At 57.9% G+C, this 20,063-nt stretch carries 16 protein-coding genes and 1 pseudogene; 4 read left to right on the top strand and 13 right to left on the bottom strand.

Going from position 1 to position 20,063, the window contains the following annotated elements; all coding sequences use genetic code 11:
- Positions 1 to 403: 403 nt before the first annotated feature.
- Positions 404 to 2,152 (top strand): peptidoglycan D,D-transpeptidase FtsI family protein, encoded by a 1,749-nt coding sequence (locus AC1DDS_RS23980; protein WP_477481151.1) that lies wholly within the window; start codon positions 404 to 406, stop codon positions 2,150 to 2,152.
- Here AC1DDS_RS23980 and AC1DDS_RS23975 read toward each other — a convergent pair.
- Both AC1DDS_RS23975 and AC1DDS_RS23970 read right to left on the bottom strand, forming a co-directional pair.
- Positions 2,146 to 2,688, bottom strand: coding sequence for a TetR-like C-terminal domain-containing protein (locus AC1DDS_RS23975; protein ID WP_477481150.1), 543 nt, complete (start codon positions 2,686 to 2,688; stop codon positions 2,146 to 2,148). The two genes, AC1DDS_RS23980 and AC1DDS_RS23975, sit on opposite strands and share 7 nt — an antisense overlap.
- Positions 2,689 to 3,176: 488 nt before the next feature.
- Positions 3,177 to 3,680 carry a hypothetical protein gene (locus AC1DDS_RS23970; protein WP_477481149.1) on the bottom strand — a complete coding sequence of 168 codons (504 nt, stop codon included), beginning with the start codon at positions 3,678 to 3,680 and terminating at the stop codon, positions 3,177 to 3,179.
- Between the two features lie 432 nt (positions 3,681 to 4,112).
- Here AC1DDS_RS23970 and AC1DDS_RS23965 point away from each other — a divergent pair, with 432 nt between their 5' ends.
- From AC1DDS_RS23965 to AC1DDS_RS23955, 3 genes are all read left to right on the top strand, one after another.
- Entirely contained in the window at positions 4,113 to 5,048 is a 936-nt protein-coding gene (locus AC1DDS_RS23965; protein ID WP_477481148.1) for a HEPN domain-containing protein, read from the top strand.
- A 492-nt stretch (positions 5,049 to 5,540) separates the two neighbouring features.
- Positions 5,541 to 5,810: a hypothetical protein gene (locus AC1DDS_RS23960; protein ID WP_477481147.1), complete on the top strand. Its 270-nt coding sequence runs from the start codon at positions 5,541 to 5,543 to the stop codon at positions 5,808 to 5,810.
- A gap of 23 nt (positions 5,811 to 5,833) precedes the next feature.
- A complete protein-coding gene (locus AC1DDS_RS23955) occupies positions 5,834 to 6,490 on the top strand; it encodes a nucleotidyl transferase AbiEii/AbiGii toxin family protein (protein WP_477481146.1) in 657 nt (218 codons plus the stop codon).
- A gap of 92 nt (positions 6,491 to 6,582) precedes the next feature.
- On the opposite strand, the pseudogene repC reads toward AC1DDS_RS23955, so the two are convergent.
- The 11 genes and pseudogenes from repC to AC1DDS_RS23900 all read right to left on the bottom strand — a co-directional run bounded on the left by repC (position 6,583) and on the right by AC1DDS_RS23900 (position 19,926).
- Positions 6,583 to 7,753, bottom strand: a pseudogene (repC, locus tag AC1DDS_RS23950) (plasmid replication protein RepC).
- Positions 7,754 to 8,034: 281 nt separating this feature from the next.
- Positions 8,035 to 8,604: a ParB/RepB/Spo0J family partition protein gene (locus tag AC1DDS_RS23945; protein WP_477481145.1), complete on the bottom strand. Its 570-nt coding sequence runs from the start codon at positions 8,602 to 8,604 to the stop codon at positions 8,035 to 8,037.
- 449 nt (positions 8,605 to 9,053) lie between these two features.
- A complete protein-coding gene (locus tag AC1DDS_RS23940) occupies positions 9,054 to 9,845 on the bottom strand; it encodes an enoyl-CoA hydratase/isomerase family protein (protein WP_477481144.1) in 792 nt (263 codons plus the stop codon).
- 16 nt (positions 9,846 to 9,861) lie between these two features.
- Positions 9,862 to 12,123 (bottom strand): 3-hydroxyacyl-CoA dehydrogenase/enoyl-CoA hydratase family protein, encoded by a 2,262-nt coding sequence (locus tag AC1DDS_RS23935; protein WP_477481143.1) that lies wholly within the window; start codon positions 12,121 to 12,123, stop codon positions 9,862 to 9,864.
- The gene (bktB, locus tag AC1DDS_RS23930; RefSeq protein ID WP_477481142.1) at positions 12,120 to 13,304 is read right to left on the bottom strand and encodes a beta-ketothiolase BktB; all 1,185 of its coding nucleotides are present in this window, start codon (positions 13,302 to 13,304) and stop codon (positions 12,120 to 12,122) included. Before bktB ends, AC1DDS_RS23935 begins: the two co-directional genes overlap by 4 nt.
- 90 nt (positions 13,305 to 13,394) lie before the next feature.
- Complete coding sequence (locus AC1DDS_RS23925) at positions 13,395 to 14,324, bottom strand: electron transfer flavoprotein subunit alpha/FixB family protein (protein ID WP_477481141.1); 930 nt, start codon at positions 14,322 to 14,324, stop codon at positions 13,395 to 13,397.
- A 23-nt stretch (positions 14,325 to 14,347) separates the two neighbouring features.
- Positions 14,348 to 15,094, bottom strand: a complete 747-nt coding sequence (locus AC1DDS_RS23920; RefSeq protein WP_477481140.1) for an electron transfer flavoprotein subunit beta/FixA family protein — start codon at positions 15,092 to 15,094, stop codon at positions 14,348 to 14,350.
- Positions 15,095 to 15,244: 150 nt separating this feature from the next.
- Entirely contained in the window at positions 15,245 to 15,916 is a 672-nt protein-coding gene (locus tag AC1DDS_RS23915) for a TetR/AcrR family transcriptional regulator (protein ID WP_477481139.1), read from the bottom strand.
- 185 nt (positions 15,917 to 16,101) lie between these two features.
- Complete coding sequence (locus tag AC1DDS_RS23910) at positions 16,102 to 17,937, bottom strand: class I adenylate-forming enzyme family protein (protein ID WP_477481138.1); 1,836 nt, start codon at positions 17,935 to 17,937, stop codon at positions 16,102 to 16,104.
- A complete protein-coding gene (locus AC1DDS_RS23905; protein ID WP_477481137.1) occupies positions 17,934 to 19,097 on the bottom strand; it encodes an acyl-CoA dehydrogenase family protein in 1,164 nt (387 codons plus the stop codon). The genes AC1DDS_RS23910 and AC1DDS_RS23905 overlap by 4 nt, the downstream gene beginning before the upstream one ends.
- A gap of 34 nt (positions 19,098 to 19,131) precedes the next feature.
- Positions 19,132 to 19,926, bottom strand: coding sequence for an enoyl-CoA hydratase/isomerase family protein (locus tag AC1DDS_RS23900; protein ID WP_477481136.1), 795 nt, complete (start codon positions 19,924 to 19,926; stop codon positions 19,132 to 19,134).
- Positions 19,927 to 20,063: the final 137 nt, after the last annotated feature.

Raw genomic sequence — 20,063 nt, 5'->3', positions numbered from 1 at the left:
CGACGATCCGTCCTCCGCCTGCTTCAGAACAAAGGCGATCTGCGCCTCCGAAAACTTCGATGCCTTCATGGAACTCTTCTCCTGTCCCCAGCGGGATCATAAGTGGAAAATTCCAGTTCCGATCGGCCTAAATTGGCGGGAGCACGTCACCCCCGAAAAGACCAGGGAATGAAGCGCAGGGCGCCATCTAAAACGATAACACCTCGGCGAGCGTTAGCGGCTTGCACATATGCGTCTTCCAGGACCTTAACCCTTCAGTAACGCTCTTAATGCGATTTCAATCGCAATAACTGGCCGGCACCTTTCGTTATCAGGTTCGGCAGCGCCTTCGCGGCGCATGCTCGCGATGCCGAGTTGGGCGCTGCGCCGCGCAGGCAGAACCATAGTCTGGGGTAAATCCGGAATGACAATCATTGCTCGCGTCGTGAGGCTGAGGAGCCGGTCTCATTTTCTGGTGACGAGACGGCGCGCCGCTGATGATCGAACCATCATCGGCCGCGCCCGGATGGGAAAACGGCGGCTCGGCCTGCTAATGGCTTGCGTTGCCACAGTCTATCTGGTCATTGGTGCGCGACTCGTCCAGTACGGCCTTTCGGTGCCTGCTACGACTAGAGCGATCGGCAGCGTCGCGTCCGCGGCGTCGCGTCCCGATATCGTCGACCGCAACGGAAGACTTCTGGCAATCGACATCAACATGGTGTCGCTCTATGCTGAACCAAGGAGGGTCACAGACCCCGACGAAGTCGTCGAAAAGCTGGCGGCCGTCATCCCCGACCTGGACTGGGCCGACACGCACAGAAAGCTTCGATCGAAATCCGCATTTAGGTGGCTGAAGCGCCAGCTGACGCCTCGACAGCAGGCGGATATCCTGGCGCAGGGCATACCCGGCATTGGCTTTCGACCCGAAAAAAGACGGTTCTATCCGGGCGGCGCCACCGCCTCGCACATTCTGGGTCACGTCGATGTAGACAATCGCGGCCTCGCCGGCATGGAACGTTACATCGACCGGCAGGGCCTTGCTGATCTGAGGGCGGCGGGCATGACGAACGATGTGCCGCTCGAACGCGTCCGGCTGTCGATCGACCTTCGCGTTCAAAGCATCGTGCACGATGTCATCAAGAAGGCGATGGTTGCCTATCAAGCCGAGGCTGCCGGAGCTGTCGTGCTGGATGTCGAGACCGGGGAAGTTCTCGCCATGGCTTCGGTACCCGACTACGACCCGAACGTGCCGGCGAAAACCTTGCCGGACGGCAGCATCGACAAGGAATACGAGAAGGGCTGGTTCAACCGCATGAGCAATGCCACGTTCGAGATGGGCTCGACCTTCAAGAGCTTCACCCTGGCGATGGGGCTGGATGCAGGCAAGATCAGCATGGACTCGATCGTCGACGCCTCGCGGCCGATCCGGATCGGCGGTTTCAGGATCAAGGACTTCCATGGCCGCAACCGCCCGCTCACCATCCCGGAAGTCTTTCGCTACTCGTCGAACATTGCGACGGTGAAAATAGCGGACATGGTCGGCATTGACGGGCACCAGGAATTCCTCACCCGGCTTGGTCTTCTGTCGCGGATGGAGATGGAACTCCCCGAGGTGGCGACGCCGACACAGCCGCGCGCCTGGAAGAAGATCAATTCCGCGACAATCTCCTATGGCCATGGCATGGCGACGACCCCGTTGCAGACCGCCGTTGCTGCCGCGGCGCTTCTGAATGGCGGCAAACTCGTTCAACCGACGTTCCTGGCGCAACGTCCCGATCGCGTGACGGCTCAGGCGACCCAGGTGCTTCGCCCGGAGACGAGCGCCGACATGCGCTACCTCTTTAATTGGAATGGCACCAACGGCTCCGGTCGCAACGCTCAGGTGCCCGGATTTCATGTCGGCGGAAAGACCGGGACCGCCGACAAGGTGGTGAATGGAAAATACGCCACCGATCTGAATTTCAACGCATTTCTGGGCGGTTTTCCGATGCACGACCCGCGCTACATCGTGCTGTCGATTATCGATGCGCCACGAGGCGACGAAGCGGGGCGCCGACTGGCGGCGCATACAGCAGCCCCGATGGTTAAGGAGATCGTCAGCCGCGCGGCTCCGCTTCTCGGCGTTCAACCCTTTTTCGGGACCGACGAACCTTGGCTGCTCGTCGGCTACTGACCAGCGTCTTCGTGGAGACCACGACCGCATATGGAGGATTGGCTCTCGAACGGTTCCATTAGCATCGGAGACTTCAGCGCGTTCTCGATCAATTCGACCTGGTAGGCTTTGGACATGGTCTGGCCGGCGAAGAAGATCCGGTAAATGGCCGGCGCGACGAGCAGGTCCACGAGACGATCCGGAACCGGCACCGGCTCGCCGCGTGTCGCACATCGGTTGCAGAGGCAGACCAGGTTCTGACGCGCATATCCCGCGGCGATCCGCGCGATGCGGACATCGGTCAGCCTCTCCCGCAGCAGGGCATTTCCAGGGCCAGACGATATGGCGTCGACCAATTGCGCAAACCAGACTTCCAGGTCGTGCTTGAGACTTCCCGTCTCCACCGGCACGCTGACGGGAAGGAAACGCTCTCTCATGACATCGGTCAGAAGTTGCTGAAGCGTTTGCCAACGGCGGTATATTGTCGATGGCGGGACGTCGGCGCGAGACGCAATCATGGCCACGGTCAGTTCTCCACCGGGACGCTCGCCGAGCAATTCTCTCACCGCTTGATAGACGGCAAGCTGAATGCGCTCACTTCTGCCTCCAGGTCGGACAAGCGTTCGAGCCACGTTTCCTCCTCTGTGATTCGCGAGTTCACATTCGACTGAACACCTTCTAAAGCTCGCCAAAGAAGAAAATTCAACTCGCACCTTTTCATGCAATCTAACCACCACTGGCAAACACCGGCGTCGAACAGTGCCGACCAGCTTACATTCCATGAAAGCCTTAGGTCTGCGATTGCAGCGTAGCCGGACATTGATCAGGCCATCGCGCACAAAAGGGCGCGACAATGCTGTCACGACGCGGACCGGCGATAAAGGTCGGTGGCTTCCGATTGCCATGCGGCACCTTGCGATCAGCGGCTATCCGCGCTTGGGGCGTCTACGGCGTGACGGATGCCGGTCGCGAAGCGTTAGTCCGATGGCCACAGCCGGACGCTATCAACAAGGGCTAGAGCAATTCATCTATTGCTCAATAGCATTCACTTCCACTCGTAGCATCGCTCCGTGTAGTGCGGTCGTTCAGCGACAAAGGCAGAGCCCATTGTCGCTGCCGCAAGCTGCAGCGCATCTGCTTCGTCATTAAATCCAATGAAAACCATCAGCATCGAGCGGGCCACCGGCTGGCCTTTTTTGCGATACGAGAAATTCACTGCGCAGTGAGGGTACTGCGGGTCGATTGCACTCGACCCTTTACGGCCGTTTGTCTCGATCGTTGGGGCAAGGAACTGGCCGAGGGCAAAAAACCGATCGATCGCTGCGAAGGCCGACGCCTGTGAAATCTGCTGATTCGCCCCTGCAGCGGAACGTCCATAATAGAGGCTGTCTGTCTGATTTTTGCGCCTTTTCGTCTCGTAGATGATAAGGCCACCGGCTGCTGCCAACTCCAGCCGAACATTGAAGGTTTGGAAGTTTTCAGGACGGCGATCCAACTCGGAAAACAACGCCCTCAAACTCGCGATATAGTCAGCGTATAGCGCTATCATAGAGCCTCACCTGGTTCGAAGGCCGGTCCCTAACACATCGCGTCGTCAAGTACATTATCTCAATCTCGTGGAGGTCTTACTAAGCAGCTCGGCCGCGGTGGACAGGTTGTAGGCAGGCTTGACGCGCATAGGACGTTCCACATATCCCCGGAAATGTGAGTGTATTAGTCGGCGGTAGCCAGGAGCAATGTGCGGTTCTATGTCTCTGTCACCCATATAAGGATGGACTGGGGGTTAGACGGCTTCTGGATTTGCCCGCGCCCTGTCATGGGCTGGACTCATAATGAAAACTAATCCCATCGACATCCGCTCCGCCAATGTCCTAGCGGAATCTCGCTGGCAGACCGGGTTCTACTGCATAATCCTCTAATTGTGGACGTCATTCTTCTCGCCTAAAAGCTTCAGGTGCGCAATCACACTGGAACCGCTACGATGGATGCGATTCACACCGAAGGTTTCGACGCTGCTTTGACCCTGACCGATCATATTGAGCATCTGCCGGACAGAAAGCGCCGCGAACTCGCCCGCATTGTGGAAATCCTGTTTGCCGAGGTCGAGCAGTTCCAGGCGACCAAGCTGTCCGGCAAACGAAGCAGCGGCAAGATCCTCAAGGTGATCCTCTACGGGTCCTACGCCCGCGGCGACTGGGTTGAAGACCGCTTGAGCGGCTATCGTTCAGATTATGACCTTCTGATCGTGGTCAGTACCAAGTCGTTTGCCGATGAGAGCGATCTCTGGGAGGGCATCGAAGAGCAGCTGCTAAAGGAGCAGATCGCCCACCGCATCGAGACACCGGTCGTCCCTATCGTGCACACCTTGCAGGACGTCAACGACCAACTATCCCGCGGCCGCCCCTTCTTCGTCGACATCGCCAAGGACGGCATCGTCCTCTACGAGGAACCAGGCCATCCGCTCGCGCAACCGAAGCCGCTGACAGCTGATGAGGAGCAGCGAGAGGCGCGGCAACATTTCGCCCGCTGGTTCCGCGATGCATCCTACTGTGTCACTCAGGCGGAGACTGCAATCTCCGACGACATGCCGAACCATGCCGCGTTTGATCTCCACCAAGCGACTGAACGGTTTTATCATTGCGTTCTGCTCACACTGACGCTCTACAGCCCCAAGTCTCATCGTTTGAAGGTCCTTCGATCGCAGGCGGAGAGCGTCGACAATCGTCTCGTCACCGGTTGGCCGCGCGACAGCCGCTTCTCGCGCCGCTGTTTTGAACTGCTTTCACGCGCCTATGTGGAAGCGCGTTATTCGCCGAAATATGCGATCAGCGACGAGGAACTCACCTGGCTTGTTGAAAGGGCGAAGATTTTGCAGAGCTTGGTGGAAACGATCTGCCGGGAACGCCTCTCCCTGTAGTTGCCTCGGACACGGTGCTCTTGAGCGGATTCGAACGCGCGGCGCCTTGAAGCAATTTACCAAATCTCTGATTTTATTACTTAGAGTAAGATTCGGCGGCGGCTGCACGTCATCCGCTTGCCGATGTCGAACCTATCGTGAATGCACTCCGCCGATATTGCAACCATAAGGTTAGGATTCCGTGGCATAAAATCGCCAACTGCATAAAAGCGGCAGTTACCTTCGACGTCGGCGGGAAATCACTGCAAGCCCCTTCGCTTCGGCAATGCTAGCGCATGCGGAGACCACGACGCCAACAGCAGCGATTATTTTCGACATGTCATACTTTCCCCGCCGGTCTTTACGCCCTTTGTCTGCTGACCAACGTTGCTAGCGGCGTTCGGCTGGCAAGAGAGCGTTCTAACGCACCGTTCCGGCCCGTCCTGTGCCTGATCCTTGTTTCGGCGACGCTGTCACGGTATATAGGACGCAAGTGCTATGCGGTTCAAATAGATGTCGATTGTTGCAGTAAAGGTTCTGTCGACCGTCAACGCCCCTTATGGGGCGACCCTTTCGGCTGAGCAACTGGCGTCCAAGTTATCGGACCCGACAAGCGCACATTCTTTCGATCCGTCGGCTTTTTCCTTCTTTTCCGAAGTAGACGAGAAGCTTCAGGTCTTGTTCCTGGACGAGATGCACGTTGATCCGACGGTCGCCGCCGATTTGGCTCGGAATTTCTCGGCCCTTGCCGGCTACCCTCTTCCTTTGGCGCGAGCCGCTTAGTTGGCGAATCACCCGGCCAGCAGATGGGCGACCTGTTTGATCAGGCCGGGCGCATCATCGAACAAGCAAACGCCGAACGCACGCTGATAGACAGCTGGACCTTTGGGGGCGGTACGGCCCTGATGCTTCAGATCAACCACCGTGAGAGCTTTGACGTCGACATCTTTCTCGATGATCCGCAGCTGCTGCCTTACCTGAACCCGACGACACAGGGCTATACGCTCGACTTCAACCCTGATGGCTACGAGACCGACGGATCGAGGACGCTGAAGATTGTCTTCGAGAACGTCGGCGAAATCGATTTCATCTGCGCCCCCTGCCTGAGCAACAGCCCGACGGTGAACGCGCGAGTGCGCGGCAAAGACGTTATGCTCGAGACCGCTGCGGAGATCATCGCAAAGAAAATCTACTACCGCGGCGCCACGATGCAGCCGCGCGACATGTTCGACATCGCCTGTGTCGTGAGAACGCACGGCCAGGAGTATCTCAACCAAGCGCTGACGCCCTTCCGGGGCAAATGCGAGGCCGCGCTGAAGGTCGCTCATCAGATGAACCCGCAGTTCGCGGAAACCATCATGGCAAGGCTTTTGCACCGAGATAAATTCTCCGACATTCCGCGCCTGGCACAGGCAATGACCATCCAGTTGTTGGAAACCGTCTGCACTGACGCACCAACCTAGCGCGTTCCCGGGGGATCGGTTCCGGCTGATGCCGGGATGACACTTAAGCGCGGCCTCTGTGGGCCGAGATACTCTCCAGTACATGCCGCCCATCAGCCCGTACTCTGCACCGGCTTGCCGTTCAAGCGCAGCAATCCCATCAGCATCGGCCCAAGCGAAAACTCGGCGCGTGCCGCTTTTCGCGTTAGGTCGCGCAAATAGCCCCCGGCCGAATTGATGTGGCCTGCCCTTTCGAGGATACAGGCGACCGCAACGGCAGCGTTTTCCGGCCCCATCGCCTCGCAGACCTCCTGGTAGGCGGACGGGCTGACCCCGAGCATCGAGCGGACCACGACGGCGGCGGTCATCAGTTCTCGCCAGCTGGAAATCTCCCCGTCGGGGCCGTACATCGTAATCTCCGGGAGGCCCGTAGCACCATGCCCAACGGAAATGCCTTGATCGCCTCCCGCAAAGGCTCGCTGGTCTGCACCGCCGGCTCCCCCTGCTCTTTTCCAGAGCTAGGTTCAAGTTCATCGCTGGATTCGGTATTTGAATTCTGTATGTGCTGACGGCATTCGGCACCATTGGTGTCGCTTTTTTGCGAAATCAGCTGAAGTTCCAAAAGGTTGACCACTTCGGCATGCAGCAGCGTCATTTCTTCCAGGCATTCTACGAGCTCCGGCTCGGTCTTTGCTTTCGCGAGCCGTCCGACTGCCGCCACGTAGTGGGCCTCGACCGGGCCCCAATCGCCGGAAGCCCCCTCCTCCATCGCGGCGGGGATCAGCTTGCGGATATCCCTGCGGCAGATCGAAATGCGCTCCTTGACGATCTTCAGCTGTCGACGCTCTTCGGCCACCTGCTGGGCCAGCTGGGCGAGCTCTTCCGAACGCGATCGCGCCGTCCCTGCCCTTGCGTGCATAGCGCTTGCCATTCGGACTGTCGTTTCATCAATCCAGCGTCGACCAGCAGCGCTAGGTTTTCGCGCAGCGTCGACCCTGCAATCCCGTTTGCTCGCGCCGAGAGTTGCGCATTCGACGGGAAGACGATGAGATTGCCTTCCTCAAACAGTTCAGTCTCCGGATAAAACGACAGCAGCGCATTCAGAACCGCCAATGCCCGGTCGCGCAGCCCAAGCAGTGAACGCGCATCACAGGCGTCGCGGTAGATCTTCCACTTGTCGGCCGCTTTCCTCGACCTAATGCTGGCCGTTTCAAACTGTCCCTTCACCAGGGCAAGCGTCATCGGCCGCCGCCCGAAGGGCGTCGTCACATTCCCACTCTGCATTTTCCTTCACCTTTCAATAGGCAAAAGAAATCCGCTCACCAAAACGGTGCCAAAGACGCTTGACGACGACTCGTGGAAATGCGATTCTTGATTTGCTAAGATTAGAGAAGGGCTTCCACGACGGAAACGTTTGGGGGCCTTTTTCTTTTGCTGTTTTCCTCCTGATTCAAATTCTTGACGCCCTATCGGGCATTTTCCGCATGAACTGGTCGTGCAGGCTTTCAATCTGCTCAGCAACGAAGTCAACGAATCCGCTTGGAACCGACTTGTTGAAAGCGAGTTTAGACCCCGGATTTTCCATGGCGCATCTGCCCGAGCACCAGACCGTGCGAAACAAGCTCGACTGCGTCAACTGACACTGGTAACTGTCGCTCATCGGAAAGCGCTTCGAACACGACTGCGAAGCGCGCATTGCTGTCACCTTTGCGGGCCTCATCCCGGCCGAGCGCTTTCCTGGCGGTCTCGAGCGGTGTCTGTTGCGCGGACCACCTTGCCTCAAAATCGATCCATCGCCGACGCCCGACGTCGGGCGCTGCGCCGATCTCCTGCAGAATCTCGCGCGGCAAAGCATTAGCGAGCCGGATCATCTCCGAAACATGGGACTTGCCAGTGTTCAGCGACTTGCAAATCACCTGGCGAGTGAAACCTGCCATCTCCTGTGAATGCGCAAACAAGCAGCGCTCGATGAAGGATAGGTCATTGCGGTTGCTGTTCTCCTCGCCCTGAAGGACAACAGCGTCCTCATCACTCAGATCACGAGCAATCGCCTTGAACTTGATTCCAAGGTGTTTCGCGGCCGCGGGGCGACGGCGACCGAACACGATCTGAAACGGCTTCGATGCGCCCAGCACCGAGCGTACGAGGCCTGGCGTGCTCTGACCGTTTCGCCCATCGACTGCATAAGTTCGGTAAGGTTGGCGGCCTCATAGGCCGAGGAGAAGCGATCCGGGATCGCAGAAGCGAGCACATCGTCCGGGTCGATCTCGATGATCTGGCCGCCATCCTTCAGAAGGCGTTCGGCGAGCTCGCTACGCTCCTGAATCTGTCGAACGCGGAGGATGGCAAGCGCGAGAATGCTTCGATGATCTCGAACTGCTTGCGATCGGCCACGATATCTGGCCGGCGCAGAATGTTTGGGAGTAGGTGCGTCTCATTGCATCTTCCTTGCGCATGATAACCCATATCATTCGCAAGTCGCACTTTATCCTTGAACCCACCACCGATTGGCCGTTGCCGCCCGTAAAATCACCGGCCTTGCTTGCCTTCTGGTGGCATTTGGATTGGAGAGAAAGGAGTCCCATTAGTACCCGCCAAAGACAGGAAGCCGCTTCGTGAGAAATGCAGTCACACCCTCGGCAAAATCCGATGAGCGCGTTAGAGCAACGAATGCCTTTCGTTCTGCTTCAAGTTGATCGCCCAGACTTCTTCCGATCGCAGCCTCTGCCAAGCGACGAAACGCCGCATATGCTTTGCTCGGGCCACGGGCAAGTTTACGGGCGAGTGTGTCGAGCTCTGAAGCGAAATCTGATGACGGCACCGTTCGATTGACAAGTCCCCAATCTTTCGCTTCGTTCCCGCTAAGAATACGACCAAGGGTCATCAAATCGGTCGCACGTCCGTATCCAATTCTTTGCATTAGGCTCCAAGTTCCGCCACAATCCGGCACAGTTGCCAGTCGGTCATATCCCATACGAAATTGAGTGTCTTCCGCGGCCAATACGACATCCGCAACCAACGCCAAGCTTAGCCCCGCCCCCGCAGCAACCCCCTGCACTCCCGCAAGAATCGGCGCATCGAGATTCCGAAGGCCCAAAATGGCCGCGTGCAATGCGTCCAACAGTTCATTGACGCTCGCCGCAGCTTTGTCAGCCCCTCCTGCGAAGGTAGAAACATCGCCGCCAGCCATAAAGGCTCGTCCGGCGCCTGTCATAACGATACACCGCAAATTTTCTTGGAGGGAGAGATCTTTAACGGCCGAGAGCAGGCTCAGGGCAAGTTCCAGATTGATAGCGTTCAGAACCTCCGGCCGATTGAATGTAATTCGGGCAACGCCGCTTTCTAGATCGAACGAGTATTTTACTGCCGGCTTCATGAGCTTTAGCTTCCCTCTAATTTCGCAATGGCTTGCCGGTTTCGAGCATGTGCCGGACGCGTGCGACTGAGGCCGGCGTGGCGAGGAGATCAATAAAAGCCTCACGTTCCAGTGCCAGGATTGCATCTTCTTGCACCGGCCCCGCGCTCTGACCGCCCGTCAGAACGGAGCAGAGGGTTTCACCCACCACTCGATCGTGTGCCGTCAGACGCCCACCCGCCGCTTCTCCGTCGAGCATGTCGCGGATCGCGGACGCTCCCGACAGTCCAGAGAGAACAATCAGACTTGGCTTGGGCGGTGCATAGTTCTCTGCGAGTTCCAGTGCTTTGCGCTTGGCATCCCCCAGTAGCCGGTCACGGTTCATGGTAATGCCATCACCCGCACGCAGGAACCCAAGGTCCCTGGCATCGTAGGCGCTCGTTGAGACCTTCGCAGGCGCAATCAATCCGAAGGCTGCAAGCGGTGGCTCAGCATTCAGGCGTAGCAGCATTTCCTTGCAGCCGCCCCAACCGGGTATGACGCCGATGCGTGTTTCGACAAGCCCGATCGAGAGTTCAGCATGCGCCTGGATTGCGTCGCAATGCAGCAGGATTTCACACCCGCCGCCCAAGGCGAGTCCGGCTGCGGCTCCGACGACTGGGAATGGCGCATACTTGATACGTTTGAATGTAGCATGCCCGCGATCAAGGAAGCGGCCAAGCGCCTCGCGCCCGCCAGTCTCGACTGTTTCCAGGAAAGTCCGCAAATCCGCGCCTGCACTGAACACTGGGGCATCGCTGCCGATAACCAGCGCGGAGAAGTTGCTTTGCGTGCACGTGATCGCACGATCCACCTCGTCCAGCAAAGCCGGCGAGAACGTGTTCATTTTGGTCCGAAACTCGAGGCAAGCTACGCCATCGCCAAGGTCCCAGAGATTGGCAGCGGGGCTGGAATGCACCGGCTTGGCGGACAATGACAGCGCCGCGATGGTGATAATGTCGTCGGGGATTGCGACCGGACGCTGTTCGCCGTCAGGTCCAAGCACCATGCGCCTGCCAACTTGGATCGAATAGAACCCACCCTTCTGGGCGGCCAAAGCGAGACAAGCGGGAACCGGCAGCCCGCGAACCCTGAGGCGTGTTGTCAGCCAATCTGCTCCAAGGCGATCGATCAGTTCAAAAGGCCCCTGCTTCCAGCTATAGCCGGCGCGCATCGCTTCATCGATGGCATCTGGCGTATCGGCAATCTCGGGCACAAGCGAGGCAGCATATGCGAGCGTCTTTTCCATGACGACGGCGGCGTAGCGACCACCGATGCCGTCGTGCTCTATGAGGGCCTTGGCATCGCCTTTGGACGCGTCAAGGCTCTCGGAGGCAAGGATGCGCTGTATGCGATACTCTCCGGTGGCAAGGTCAACAATTTCGCGGCTTTTGCGATCCGCAGAGAGCTTGACGAAGCCTGCACCGCTCTTCCGACCAATGCGATTTTCAGCAATCATGCGCGTCAGAAGTGGCGGCTCTGCGGGATACCTTTGGAAGGCGTCGGTAGGTGGCAAGGCGCGCTGTAGCGACTGCAGGATCGTCGCCATCAGGTCGACACCGACGAGATCAAGCAGCCCAAAGATGCCTGTCGAGGGAATGCCGAAGGGGCTTGAGATGACAGCATCGGCCTCCTCCACGTCGAGCCCGAGCGCGATCGCCTCGTTCATCGCCACCGCCATCCAGTAGGTGCCGATACGGTTGCCAATAAAGCCGGGAGTGTCCTTGCAGTCGATCACCGCCTTGCCAAGCAGCCGGTCGGCGACGTCGCGCACAGCAGCGGCCGCCCCCGGTCGTGTGGACGTTCCGGGTACGAGCTCCAGCAGTCGCATCTGACGTGGCGGGTTAAAGAAGTGAGCGATGAGAAAGTCGCGTGCAAAAGCCTCGGGCAGACCACTCACCAGAGTGGAAAGAGGTATGGTGGAAGTGTTGGACGAGACCACCGAACCCGCTTTCCGCACGGCATCGATCGCCTTGTAAAGCTTTTGCTTCACGTCCAGCCGTTCAGCCACCGCCTCGACAATCCAGTCCGCGTCCGCGAGTAGGTTGATATCCTCGATGATCGATCCCGGCGTGATCCGCGCCGCAAACGCGGGATTCATGAAACCGCCCGCCTTCAGCTGCTTGGAGACTCCGTCGACTGCGAAGCGGCGCTCCACGTCCAGCAGAACCACATCGACGCCTGCGTTGGCGAAGTGCGCGGCGATGCCGGCACCCATGACACCGGCGCCGATCACGGCAGCTTTTCTGATTGTCGTCATTGCGCGGCCTCCACGACCGCAGCTATCCCCTGCCCGCCGCCGATGCACATGGTCGCAAGCCCATAGCGGCCGCCCGTACGGCGAAGCTCGTAGATCAACTTGATCAGGATAATCGCACCTGAAGCCCCAATCGGATGGCCCAGCGCCACAGCGCCGCCATTTGGGTTGGTCTTGTCGGCCGGAAGGTCGAGTTCGTTCGCAACTGCGCAGGCCTGCGCGGCGAAGGCCTCATTCGATTCAATGACGTCAACGTCGGAAACGGTGAGCCCTGCCCGTTCCAGAGCCTGCCTCACTGCCGGAACCGGGCCAAGACCCATCACATCTGGCGCGACGCCACCCAAACCATATGCGACGATGCTGGCCAATGGCTTCACGCCACGGGCAGCCGCGGCACCTTCCTCCATCAGGACGAGCGCCGCAGCAGCGTCGTTGAGACCGCTCGCATTGCCGGCAGTAACCGTACCCTCCTTGCGAAAGGCCGGCCGCAACTTGGCGAGATCCTCAAGGGAAACGCCGGCGCGAACGTGCTCATCCCTATCGAAGACGATCTCCTTGCGCCCCTTGGTTATCGTCAGTGGTATAATCTGATTGGCGAAACGACCTTCCGCAATCGCTTGGGCCGCACGACGATGAGACTCGAGAGCGAATGCATCCTGCGCATTGCGATCAATGCCTCCACGTTCTGCCAGGTTTTCAGCCGTTATTCCCATGTGACCATTGCCGAAGGGATCGGTCAGCGCCCCAACCATCATGTCGGTAGCGACCACATCACCCATCTTCTGGCCGTTACGAGCTTGTGTCAGGAGGTGACCGGCGCGGCTCATGTTCTCGGCTCCGCCGGCAAGAGCGATCTCCGCGTTACCCAAAAGGATTGCCTCTGCGGCCGTGACCACGGCCTGCAGGCCCGAACCGCAAAGCCTGTTCAAAGTCAGCGCCGGAGCCGTGACCGGCACGCCTGCCCGGATCGCCGCAACGCGAGACAGATACATGTCTTCGGGCGCGGTGTGGATCACATTGCCAAACACCGTCTGCCCGATTTCCGCCGGCGAAATTCCGGCACGGGCAATCGCTTCACGAGCGACTTCAGCCGCCAACTCGCAAGGGGAGACTTCCGCGAGCGTGCCCCCGAAATCGCCGATCGCAGTCCGCACACCCGAAGCAATGACAACTTTCCGGTTCATGTTCCTGTCCTTCTTCAATGTTGTTCGCGGCACCCTTTCCAGATGCCGCGCATTGTCCGAGCCATCGCCGGATCGGCCACTTTCAATGGGTCAAAGTGCCTTTTCCAATTCCGGCAGGACCTCGAAGAGGTCGGCGATGAGGCCGTAGTCGGCGACCTGGAAGATCGGCGCTTCTTCGTCCTTGTTGATCGCGACGATCACCTTGGAGTCCTTCATGCCGGCGAGGTGCTGGATCGCACCGGAAATGCCGCAGGCGATGTAGAGCTGCGGGGCAACGACCTTGCCGGTCTGGCCGACCTGCCAGTCGTTCGGTGCGTAGCCGGCATCGACGGCGGCACGCGATGCGCCGACGGCGGCACCGAGCTTGTCGGCGACGGGCAGGATCACTTCCTTGAACTGCTCGGCAGAGCCGAGCGCACGGCCGCCGGAGATGATGATCTTGGCCGAGGTCAGTTCCGGGCGGTCGGACGAGGACAATTCATCTCTCACAAATGCAGACAAAGAAAAAGCGGCTGCTGTCGGGACCTGTTCGACAGCAGCCGAGTTGCCCTGGGAGGCAAAAGCGAATGAGGCAGTGCGCACGGTGATCACCTTCTTGGCGTCTGTCGCCTGCACCGTCTGGATGGCGTTGCCGGCATAGATCGGACGCTTGAAGGTGTCGGCCGAGACGACCTCGATGATCTCGGAGACCTGGGCGACGTCGAGCAGGGCTGCGACGCGCGGCATCACGTTCTTGCCGACCGAGGTGGCGGCAGCGATGATCGTGTCGTAGTTGCCGGCGAGCGAAACGATGGTCGCAGCCAGCGGCTCGGCCAGGTTGTTGGCGAGGCTTGCGTCGTCGGCGACGAGCACCTTGGCGACGCCCGAAAGCTTCGCAGCCTGCTCGGCCACGGCCTTGGCGCCGGAGCCTGCGACGAGCACGTGCACATCGCCGCCGATTTTCTGAGCCGCCGTCAGCGCCTTGGCGGTCTGGTCGGAAAGGTGGTTCTTGTCGTGGTCAGCCAGAAGAAGAATGGCCATGTGTAATCTCCCTTTCCTATCGCTTACAGAACGCCGGCGGTCTTGAGGCTGGATACCAGTTCCTCGACGGACTTCACCTTGACGCCGGCCTTGCGGCCGCCGGGCTCCTCGGTCTTCAACACCTTCAGGCGGGCTGCGGTGGAGACGCCGAAGTCGGCCGGGGCCTTCTTGCCGAGCGGCTTCTTCTTTGCCTTCATGATGTTCGGCAGCGAGGCGTAGCGCGGCTCGTTCAGGCGCAGGTCGGTGGTGACCACCGCCGGAAGCTTGATCTCGATCGTCTGCAGGCCGCCGTCGACCTCGCGGGTGACTTTTGCCTTGCCGTCGCCGAGCTCGACCTTGGAGGCGAACGTTCCCTGGGCCCAGCCCAAGAGCGCCGACAGCATCTGGCCGGTCTGGTTTGAATCGTCGTCGATCGCCTGCTTGCCGACGATAACAAGGCCCGGCTGTTCGGCCTCGGCCACGCCTTTCAGGATCTTCGCCACCGCCAGCGGCTCGACCGCATCGTCGGTCTCGACCAGGATCGCCCGGTCCGCACCCATCGCAAGGGCGGTGCGCAGCGTTTCTTCGGCCTTCGCCGGTCCGATCGAGACGACGACGATCTCCTCAGCCTTGCCGGCTTCCTTCAGCCGTAGCGCCTCTTCGACGGAGATTTCGTCGAACGGGTTCATCGACATCTTCACGTTCGCAAGCTCGACGCCGGTGCCATCAGGCTTGACGCGAATCTTGACGTTGTAGTCAACGACCCGCTTCACGGGGACCAAGATCTTCATGGGTGCTCCTAAGAGATGGCATAGATGAAGTAATCGCGCGGCCGTCGCACGCTCGTATGTTAGAACGTTCAATTCAACTTTCCTGGCACGCCCTGAGGACGCCATTGTTGCTACAGCGACGGGCCAGGTCCTGAGCAGAAATGGCTTGGCTCAGGGTGAAAGAGCGTCTTTTCTCTCGTCGACTTCGCCAGCTTCCTGCCCGCGCCATAGGAGCCCACCAGCAATAAACTTCCTAAATGCGTTAACTACCCAATCGGGAATCGGCTTTGGCCCGCTCTCATCCTTCGAGTATCGCAGATAGAGATAGCTGCGGGCTGCCATCAAAATGTAAGCGAGAACCTCCAGCTCTTCTCGTGCATAACCGGGAAGCTGCCCTCGGTTCCAACTGCGCTCAAGAGAGTCCACATAGCGTTCTCTCAGCTTAGTAAAGTGGGTCTCGTATGCTTGCGGGGCCGCCACTTCCGCCTCGTTTAGGACACGGAAAAATGAAGGGTTCTGCTGAAGATAGTCAAAAAACCCACGAAAGCCGCGCTCTTCAACCTCGAGCATGTCAGTTGCCCCTTCAACCCGGCGGTGAAGGAAATCAAGCAACCCTTGGCCCATGTGAGGTAGAAGCTCGTCAAATAAGGCTTGGCGACTGTCGAAATATAGGTAAAATGTACCCTGAGCAAGTCCAGCCCGCTGAGTTATTCGCGCAATAGAAGCCTCACCATATCCGAGCTCTCCAACGATCTCAGCGGCAGCTTCCAAGATCGAGTTTCGATTTTCAATGGATTTCTCTGCCCGAGTCTTCTTCTTTTTTCTTTGAGTTTCTGAGGCCATTCAATTCGCCCTCGATTTGCGCTGATATTTGCCGTTTTCATGATAATTCACTTGTATCGTTTTTCGATACACCTCCTTCTCCTTCCGCCGTTATGCTAATATTAAGTACCGTCAGAGCATGTAAGGCCACGACACAGCTACGCGCTTTCTGAATCGGGCCCTGGCGAGAAGAATTAATGCCATGATCAACTTCTGGGGCCATGAACTCCATTCTCTGTTGGCTGCCAAAGTCCAAAAGTTCGAGCTTCTAAAGCTACTTCCCTTAACTTGTTCTTGAGTACCTTCCCAGTGGGATTTCGCGGTAGTTCCTTTACGAAGCTCCACCTCCGGGGCACTTTATAATCGGCAATACGGCCTTTGCAGAAGGCAGTCAGCTCTTCCGGACCGAGCACGACCCCCTCACGCGCTACCACAAATGCGAACAGGTCTTCTCCCAGCTTATCGTGAGGGATTGAAACGACCGCCGCCTCCTTTACGTTCGGATGCTCAAAGATCGCGTTCTCGACTTCCATTGAACTTACGTTAAATCCGCCGCGTATGATCACGTCCTTGCTGCGATCGAGGTAGAAGATAAAGCCATCTTCATCGAGCGTTGCGAGGTCGCCGGTCCACAGCCAGCCGTCACGCATTGCCTTAGCCGTCTCCTCTGGGCTTTTGTAGTAACCCTTCATTATCGTTGGCCCACGCATGACTATTTCGCCGGCTTCACCGGGGCTAACTTCGCTAAGGTCCGTCTTCCTGACCGTCGTCTCGCAAAGTGGCATCGATGTACCTATCGAGCCAAGTTTGCGAATTGAGTCACAACCAGCAAGGAACGTGCCGCTAGGGCCTGCCTCAGTCAAACCATAGGTTTGTCGCAGTTCAACATGCGGAAATGTATCCGCGAGTTTCCGAATTACTTCACGGGCCATTGGGGCCCCTCCGTAGTCGAAGACGCGCATGGACGAGAGATCGTGGACAGCTGGCGAGTACCGCTCGAGCATAAAGAGGTAAACAGCAGGCACCGCGCAATAGACAGTTGTGCGCTCGCGCGTCATACGTGAGAGCGTCTCCTCCGCCTCAACTCTCGGCTCGACAATCAGCGTCGCTCCCGCCCACCACGTTGCCATGATGTTAAAGTGGAAACCCGAACTGGTGAACAGCGGAAACGGACTTTGATAAATGTCGTCGGGGCCAAGCGAGAGAGCACCTGCCACGGCTGCGCCGGTGGCGACGGCGTTGCCATGGGACAACATCACGCCTTTGGACCGACCGGTCGTGCCCGACGTAAGAAGTAGATCGGCCAACTCTCGTTCGCCAATTTCCGGGAACCCGCCTCGATTGGCTTCTCCGGCATCCATCAACGTCTGCCAATTGGAATCGCCTGTCGCGCCATTTCCCACGGAAATGAGGAGCTGCGGCGCAGCGTCCAAGGCCGGGAGAAAAGTTGGAACCCGAGGAGCGAACTCTTCCCCATAGGCAAGCGCGACGCAATCCATGTCCTGGATCGCGGAGATAAGTTCCCGGTCTGCAAATCGTGTGTTGAGGGGCACAACCACCGCACCGAGCCGCATGGCGCCAAAAGCAATGCACAACCACTCGATGGCCGAGTTGTTGGTCAACAATATCCCGATATGCTGACCTCGTGAGAGACCTGCATTTCGCAATGCATCAGCCGCTTTATCCACGTGCCAGGCGAGCGCCGAATAGGTCAAACGCGCCTGCACTCCTGTGCAGGACTCGGCTACGATAGCAAGTTTGTTCGGATACAGCCTCGCATTACGAGCCAGAAGCTGTAGCGGGGTGCGGCATTGAATATCGCCCGGCAATGGACGCGTGGCGTCATTTTGATGATCATTCACTGAACTCGCTCCATCAAAGCGCTTATTCGCCCAGCGTCGAGTGACTCCAATCCCGCTACCCCAGTCGGCGGTGCGAATGTCGAAATGCCCTTCTTCCCCACCAACCGTGCTACGGCCGGAACCCAGCCAGATTTCATGGTTCTTGCACGCCCCTCCATACCAATATCCTTTCGCGGTCAACCCTTCGGCAATTCCATCCAGTTGACGATATTGTTTCGCTGTATTGCCGAAGATCCTCCAATAATCGGCATTAACAGGCTGTCACGCACATAGCGTTCCACGTCAAATTCTTTGGCGTATCCATAAGCACCAAAAATAGTCTGCGCGTCCTGAGCGATCTTCTTGCCGACGTCGCACACGTATAACTTCGTCATTGATGTTTCTACACGACAGGACCGCTCCTCCTGGGCTAGCCAAGCCGCATGCTTCAACATGAGTCGGCAAGCATGGAGCGATGTTTTCATATCTGCCAACTGATGTCGGATAGACTGGTTTGCACAGATCGGCCTGTTAAACTGACGTCGCTCCTGAGCATACTCCCAAGCGTCATCGACTGCAGCGCTGGCAATACCGAGCGAGAGCGCCGCGACTTCGAGCTTCTCCACGTCGAGTCCCGACCCCACAATGAAATCCCAGCCACGGTTCAAACCCTCTTCGCCACCTATAATGTTCTCGATAGGAACCCGCACATCCGAGAACGATATATCCGTCGTTCCCGCACCTTTCATGCCCATGCACTCGAGACCGACGATCGAAATCCCAGCCGCCGAAGGAGGAATAAGCACAATAGAGAGATTCTTGTATCGCTCCGATGCCGGCCCCGTTCGCACAAGCGCATAGATGTAGTCGGCAATTCCCGCTCCAGAGCAGAACCGCTTTTCGCCGTTGATAATTAGACTGTCGCCCTCTCTAACTGCCGTGGTCCTTACAGAAGCGAGATCGGCTCCAATATCTGGCTCCGTCCAACCGTACGCGAACATAAGTTCGCCGGTGGCGATCTTGGGAAGAAGTAGATTTTTTTGTGCGTCAGAAGCGCACTCAGCGATATTCATACCGGCGTAGCAGGCACACATTATATATGGGACAGCCACCGCCAGACTGCGCCTCGCTAGTTCTTCTATGACGATCATCGTCGCAGGAATATCGCGCCCGCTTCCTCCGTATTTCTCGTCGACCGTTAAACCCATCATCCCGAGCTTGGCCAACTTGTTGTAAACGTCACGCGGGAAATAGTTTTGTTTGTCCCACTTGCGGACGAGCTCGCGCGGCATCTCTGCCTCAACGAAACGGCGCACCGTCTCACGGATCATAGTGATATGTTCAGCTTCATCGAAGTTCATCAGTTGTTCCTGTCAGTAGTTTAGCCGTAGGCTTTCAGCGGCCCGTGAAAATCGGTGCACGTTTATCGCGAAACGCCGCAACGGCTTCTTGGTGATCTTCGGTGATATTTGACTGAGCCTCCAGGCTGAGAGAGGCGTCAAGGATACTATGGGCGAGTTGCTTAAGGCCGATGTTTACCGACACCTTTGTCCACCGAATTGCTTTCTTGGCACCGGCCTGGAGGCGAGAAACAAAGTTATCGACCCTAGCGTCAAGTTCATCTGGTGAAACTGCGTAGTTGATAAGGCCAATTTCCGCAGCCCGAACCGCGGGAATTGGCTCCCCGGTCATCAAGTACTCCTTGGCGCGGGCATACCCGATCAATTGCGGCCATATTACCGCGCCGCCATCACCTGCCACAAAACCAATCGAAACATGAGGGTCGCCAATCTTCGCATTGCTGGAAGCGAAGATTACGTCACTAAACAGTGCCATAGTCGCTCCGAGTCCAACTGCATGGCCGTTAACCTTCGCAATAATTGGCTTCTCACAGTCGAGCATGGAAAAGACGATTCGACGCCCCTCCATCGCGGTCTTCTCAAATGCGCTGGGCTGGTCGATCATTTTCTGAAACCACTCAATGTCGCCCCCAGCTGAAAATGTGGGCCCAGCACCGGTCAACACAATCACGTCGACAGCTTCATCCAACGCGGCGTCTTGAAAAATACGCGCCAGCTCCTCGTGCATTCGTTCGTTGACCGCATTTGCCTTGTCGGGGCGGTCAAATGTGATGGTCAGCACACGATCACGAATATCCAGCCTGAGCTCCTGGTAGGATTCATAAGTCATCTTTTTCTCCTTCGGGCCACCCCATCAGCGCGGCTGCACACATCCGTTAGCCGTAGAAGGCCACACTCGGAAGCGAACGTCAACAGAAAACTGAATACCGACTCATTATTCAGATATATGATTTCGGTGACTTAAAC

This window comes from Mycoplana sp. 10N416, assembly GCF_056394765.1.
Note: the sequence above shows the minus strand (reverse complement) of the source record. Positions and strands in the feature narration are given on the sequence as shown.

What these genes read in the sequence shown, in the direction of transcription:
- AC1DDS_RS23980 (WP_477481151.1), top strand. Translation starts at nt 404, where the DNA reads ATGACAATCATTGCTCGCGTCGTGAGGCTGAGGAGCCGGTCTCATTTT.
- AC1DDS_RS23970 (WP_477481149.1), bottom strand. Translation starts at nt 3,680, where the DNA reads ATGATAGCGCTATACGCTGACTATATCGCGAGTTTGAGGGCGTTGTTT.
- AC1DDS_RS23965 (WP_477481148.1), top strand. Translation starts at nt 4,113, where the DNA reads ATGGATGCGATTCACACCGAAGGTTTCGACGCTGCTTTGACCCTGACC.
- AC1DDS_RS23960 (WP_477481147.1), top strand. Translation starts at nt 5,541, where the DNA reads ATGTCGATTGTTGCAGTAAAGGTTCTGTCGACCGTCAACGCCCCTTAT.
- AC1DDS_RS23955 (WP_477481146.1), top strand. Translation starts at nt 5,834, where the DNA reads ATGGGCGACCTGTTTGATCAGGCCGGGCGCATCATCGAACAAGCAAAC.
- AC1DDS_RS23940 (WP_477481144.1), bottom strand. Translation starts at nt 9,845, where the DNA reads ATGAAGCCGGCAGTAAAATACTCGTTCGATCTAGAAAGCGGCGTTGCC.
- AC1DDS_RS23935 (WP_477481143.1), bottom strand. Translation starts at nt 12,123, where the DNA reads ATGACGACAATCAGAAAAGCTGCCGTGATCGGCGCCGGTGTCATGGGT.
- bktB (WP_477481142.1), bottom strand. Translation starts at nt 13,304, where the DNA reads ATGAACCGGAAAGTTGTCATTGCTTCGGGTGTGCGGACTGCGATCGGC.
- AC1DDS_RS23925 (WP_477481141.1), bottom strand. Translation starts at nt 14,324, where the DNA reads ATGGCCATTCTTCTTCTGGCTGACCACGACAAGAACCACCTTTCCGAC.
- AC1DDS_RS23920 (WP_477481140.1), bottom strand. Translation starts at nt 15,094, where the DNA reads ATGAAGATCTTGGTCCCCGTGAAGCGGGTCGTTGACTACAACGTCAAG.
- AC1DDS_RS23915 (WP_477481139.1), bottom strand. Translation starts at nt 15,916, where the DNA reads ATGGCCTCAGAAACTCAAAGAAAAAAGAAGAAGACTCGGGCAGAGAAA.
- AC1DDS_RS23905 (WP_477481137.1), bottom strand. Translation starts at nt 19,097, where the DNA reads ATGAACTTCGATGAAGCTGAACATATCACTATGATCCGTGAGACGGTG.
- AC1DDS_RS23900 (WP_477481136.1), bottom strand. Translation starts at nt 19,926, where the DNA reads ATGACTTATGAATCCTACCAGGAGCTCAGGCTGGATATTCGTGATCGT.